The following is a 4,897-nucleotide window of genomic DNA, read 5'->3' as shown; positions in this document are numbered from 1 at the left end:
GTAAAGTCATTCTATTAACCGTGGTGCTGATTTTTGCGATTTCAAATATTGTTTATGCCTATACAACTATATTTGAAGTAATGCTGGTTTTCCGTATTCTGCCTGCAATCCTTCATCCAGTCTTCTTCTCGGTTGCCCTTGTAACAGCAGCAAATATTGTCCCTCCTGAAAAAAGCAGTAAAGCTGTCACTAAGGTTTTTGCCGGAATAACGGTCGGATTTGCATTTGGTGTGCCTTTGACTTCATATCTCGCCGAAAAGATTTCGTTAGAAGCAGCTTTCCTGTTTGGAGCTGTTGTAAGCATGATTGCCTTTGTAGGGATACTAGCTTGGCAACCTTCCATACCTGTTAGGGAAAAGATGTCTTATGGCAAGCAGCTTGGTATATTACGCAAACCTCAATTGTGGTTAAATATCGTTATAGTTATTTTTATCTTTGCAGCTATGTTTTCTGTGTACAGCTACTTTGCTGAATATCTAAAACTAGTAACACATATGAATGGGTCATGGATAAGTATTATGTTGATGGCTTTTGGTATAACTATGATTTTTGGGAATTTTTTGTTTGGGGGCTTTTTACATAAAAGCTTTACAAAGACTGTGATCTTGTTTCCTCTGTTATATGCAGTAATTTACTTATTCACTTATTATCTGGGTTCGCATTTCATCCCGATGATTGTAATCGTATTCTTATGGGGGGCAGTTCATTCTGGAGGGCTTATTGTCAGTCAAGCATGGTTAACAACTGAGACGAAAGAGGCTCCAGAATTCGGCAACAGTTTGTTTGTATCATTTTCCAATCTTGGGATTACAATAGGAGTTTCTATCGGTGGTTGGTTTATTTCTCACTTGGGCATACATCAGCTCATCTGGAGCGGAATTATATTTACGCTACTTGCTTTCTTTTTGATCATGATAAAAATAAAACATTTCGAAAATTCCAATTCCTAATTAGAAGTAGTTTAATGATCGTTACTAAATTGCGCTTACGATCGGCTTGGAATTTACATTTTTTCTGTAAAAGTCTTGTAAATATACCCAATTTGGACTAAGTTATTATTAATTTAGTTAAATTGAGCTGAGCTGAGAGAGGTGAATTAGATGAAGATTATTTTTGATAAGGCAATCGTAGCGGATGCCAGCGAAATATTATCCTTACAAAAAATGGCCTACATGAGTGAGGCGGAAATTTACAATGATTTTACCATTGAACCACTCGTTCAAACTTTAGAAGGTTTAAAACAACAATTCAAAAATCACACTATACTTAAAGCCGTAATTGCTAATAAGCTTATAGGTTCTGTGAGAGCTTATGTGGAGAATGGTATCAGTTTTATTGGGAAATTGATCGTTCACCCTGAGTATCGTGGCATGGGTATAGGCAAAATATTAATGCAGGAAATTGAAAAATCATGCTTAACAAACCGGTTTGAATTATTTACTGGTAGCAAGAGTATGAATAATATTCGCTTATACGAGAAGTTAGGGTATCGAATTTTTAAAACTAAAATGATCGATGATAATCTTAGTTTAGTATATATGGAAAAGGTGAGTGGGGAATTGAGTAATATTATTTCTTACAACAGTTTAGATGTAAACGAATTGAATAAGCAGTATTTAATCATAAAAGAAAAATACGAAGAATATAAGAATCAGAATATGAAATTGGATATGTCTAGAGGCAAACCAAGTTCTGAACAGCTTGAACTATCTATGGAAATGCTTGATATCGCATCTGATGATCTCATAAAGGCAAAGGATGGCTCGGATTGTCGCAATTACGGTGGTGTTGATGGAATTCCCGAAGCTAAAGAATTATTTTCACAAATTCTTGAGGTTCGTACAAATGAAATTATAATTGGCGGAAACTCAAGTCTTAATCTGATGCATGACACGATAACTAGAGCCATTATTCATGGTGTATCCAGCAGTGAAACGCCCTGGGGGAAACTCCCAGTAATCAAGTTTTTGTGCCCAAGCCCCGGTTATGATAGACATTTTGCTATATGTGAGCATTTAAATATCGAGATGATTGTAATAGACATGCTGCACAATGGACCGGATATGGATACAATCGAAAAGCTTGTCAGTGAAGATGATTCTATTAAAGGAATTTGGTGTGTTCCTAAATACAGTAACCCAGACGGAATCACTTACTCCGATGAGACGGTRGATAGACTTGCTCGCATGAAGACTAAAGCAGAGGATTTTAGAATATTTTGGGATGATGCTTATACGGTTCACCATTTAAATGAAGCCGATCAACTGAAAAATATACTTGCTGCTTGTAAGAAGGCGGGAAATCCCGATCGTGTGTATATGTTCAGTTCAACATCTAAAATCACTTTTCCTGGCTCTGGCATTGCTGTATTGGCTTCAAGCGAGGCGAACGTGAATGAGATGAGGAAGCTGATTTCTGTTCAAACAATTGGCCCTGACAAGATCAACCAGCTTCGTCATGTTCGTTTTCTAAAGAATATAGACAATTTAGAGGCACATATGGATAAGCACGCAGCTATTATTAAACCGAAGTTTGATAAGGTACTTAATAAGCTTGAATCAGAGTTAGGCGGGAAAGATATAGCAACATGGAATAAACCGAACGGGGGTTATTTCATAAGTCTTAATACATTAGATGATTGTGCTAAAGACGTAGTCAATATGGCAGCTGAAGCCGGTGTCACATTGACTAAAGCTGGAGCTACATTTCCTTATGGAAAAGATCCAAGAAATCGAAATATCCGAATAGCGCCTACCTTTCCATCAATAGAAGAGTTAGAGACAGCCATCCAAGTGTTAAGTCTCTGTGTTCAGTTGGTGAGCATAAAGAAACTTTTATCTGAAAGGTGACTAAAAACATGGATGATGACAAATCAAACAAAGTTCATGAAACGAAATCCAATGAGACTGAACAGTTAAAAAGTACGAACTCAAGCTTTGTTGATGATCAAGTCCTTCCTTTGCAAAGAATAGAAGGTGGTGGCGCTCCTAAGAGAATCGATCTTAGCACGATGCCAAAGCCATTAAGAATTTTCGGCTACTTTTTCTTCGCATTTATGATTGTTATGTTGTTGGCGATTTTATTTGTGAGCATATTTAAATAGTTTTCCCCTAATTCAAATAGGAGCAGCTTAATGGTTGCTCCTATTTAAGTTGTTCATAAGGATTTGAGGGGGTACTACAAATGTTAGAACTACTCCTACTTAGAGGAGCGGGGTTATAATTCATGTAGCTCAGAATAACATTCTAGTGCTTCGAGTTTATTGAATTAGGGGAAGAGGAACAAGTTATGTTATTTTTAAAAAATTTATGTTTTCTCGTTGTATATGTCATATCCTATTGGGTTGGTTTCTTCATGTACAACCAAGCACTTTGGGCTTTCTGGAAGCAAAGTCTGGGAGGGGAATCTAATGCAGTGTTATTTTGGTCGGCATTTGCTTATATTCCGATAGGTCTCATTTATCTGCTAATATGTGTCGTTATCAAGGATAAAATGAAACAGCTTGTACTCCGTAATTTACTTTATCCGATTTGTTGTGCGCTAGTTTTTGTGATTCCTACTACTTTCATTATTGTCATTAATGGCGGTGGCAGCTTTTTTTCACCAGAAGCTCAGTTATTTAATGTATTGTTTGTCTCAACTGGTGTATCTTTTGGTTTGGGATATAGTTTGGTAACAAAATTGTTCGAAAACAGGTAGCGCAGCAGAGAAGCTGCAACCACATCTTGTAGATTCTAATAAAGGCAGAAGGAAGACAAAAGGAGCAGGGTGGCACAAGGCATTCTGCTCTTTTTGCTGTGCATTTGGTTTTATTAGGAAGACTCAATTAGAAAGATGGGTAGCGAATAACAATTAGATTAAGACGATAGTGGAAAATTTTTTTTCGTATTTGGATAGAAACATGCGAATATTACCAAAATAGAGTAGAAGTACATGGACTGTATAGATATGGATGTGATTAAGTTTGAATCCTTTAAGCAATAAAATTAGCTTTGTACAAGTATTTATGATGTTTGCTTTAATGAACGGTCTTACTAGTCACGTTATTGTAAATCCCATGATTTTGTCAGCATCGAGTAGAGATTCATGGATTACAGTTCTAGTAACGGGTGGATTTTTCCTTATTTGGATTATGCTATTGGTCTGGCTTATGAACCGCTCCGGGTATCAGAACTGGAAGTCATGGCTCTCCCATAAAGTTTCACCCATTGTATCATGGCTGCTTGTGTTGCCGGTTTGCATACAGATGTATCTAATTGGCGGTATGACTGTCATTCATACGACTACATGGCATATTACAAACTATTTGCCAGAAACCCCTAGGATGCTGCTAGTTGTAGCATTGGTGTTATTCTGCTTGGCTATGTCATTATGGGGCTTAAGAGTCATCGCCATTGCATCAGGGGTGCTGCTTCCAATTGTTGTGCTTTTAGGTATATTCGTCAGTACCTTTAATACGCCGATGAAAGATTATTCGCTGTTAAAGCCCGTACTTGAGAATGGGTGGGGACCTGTACGGGATGGAATGGTTTATTCTGGAGCTGGCTTCGTGGAATTATTAGCGTTGATCGTACTTCAGCATCATTTGACGAAGAAAATTCGGGTTTGGCAATTGCTTCTATATGGAGTATTCTCTATCATCATATCACTGGGACCTATTATCGGTGCGATCACTGAATTTGGTCCGATAGAAGCCGCCCATCAGACTACCTCTCCATATGAGCAATGGAGACTGGTGAAAATAGGTCAATATATAGAGCACTTAGATTTTTTAACTATTTTTCAGTGGTTGTCTGGTGCAGTGATTCGGATAAGCTTATCCGTTTTTATATGTGTTGAATTGCTTTCGCTTCGTAAAGAGCGCAGTCGTTATTGGGTTATAGTAGCGATTATGATG

General features: G+C 37.5%; 5 protein-coding genes and 1 pseudogene. All 6 read left to right on the top strand.

All coding sequences use genetic code 11. From position 1 onward, the window contains the following. The coding region (locus tag AC1DWN_RS27970; RefSeq protein ID WP_477562156.1) for an MFS transporter at positions 1 to 950 on the top strand (950 nt) is incomplete at its 5' end. Between the two features lie 150 nt (positions 951 to 1,100). Beyond that, positions 1,101 to 1,535 (top strand): annotated as a pseudogene (locus AC1DWN_RS27965) (GNAT family N-acetyltransferase); the annotation flags it as partial. 33 nt (positions 1,536 to 1,568) lie between these two features. Next, positions 1,569 to 2,849, top strand: coding sequence for an aspartate aminotransferase type Ic (locus tag AC1DWN_RS27960; protein WP_477562157.1), 1,281 nt, complete (start codon positions 1,569 to 1,571; stop codon positions 2,847 to 2,849). Between the two features lie 8 nt (positions 2,850 to 2,857). Then, positions 2,858 to 3,103, top strand: coding sequence for a hypothetical protein (locus tag AC1DWN_RS27955; RefSeq protein ID WP_477562155.1), 246 nt, complete (start codon positions 2,858 to 2,860; stop codon positions 3,101 to 3,103). A gap of 185 nt (positions 3,104 to 3,288) precedes the next feature. Then, a complete protein-coding gene (locus AC1DWN_RS27950; RefSeq protein WP_477562154.1) occupies positions 3,289 to 3,699 on the top strand; it encodes a hypothetical protein in 411 nt (136 codons plus the stop codon). Positions 3,700 to 3,964: 265 nt separating this feature from the next. After that, the coding region (locus AC1DWN_RS27945) for an endospore germination permease (RefSeq protein ID WP_477562153.1) at positions 3,965 to 4,897 on the top strand (933 nt) is incomplete at its 3' end.

This window comes from Paenibacillus sp. P4_A7 (genome assembly GCF_056402455.1).
This window is presented reverse-complemented; position numbering and strand designations above follow the sequence as displayed.

What these genes read in the sequence shown, in the direction of transcription:
- AC1DWN_RS27955 (WP_477562155.1), top strand. Translation starts at nt 2,858, where the DNA reads ATGGATGATGACAAATCAAACAAAGTTCATGAAACGAAATCCAATGAG.
- AC1DWN_RS27950 (WP_477562154.1), top strand. Translation starts at nt 3,289, where the DNA reads ATGTTATTTTTAAAAAATTTATGTTTTCTCGTTGTATATGTCATATCC.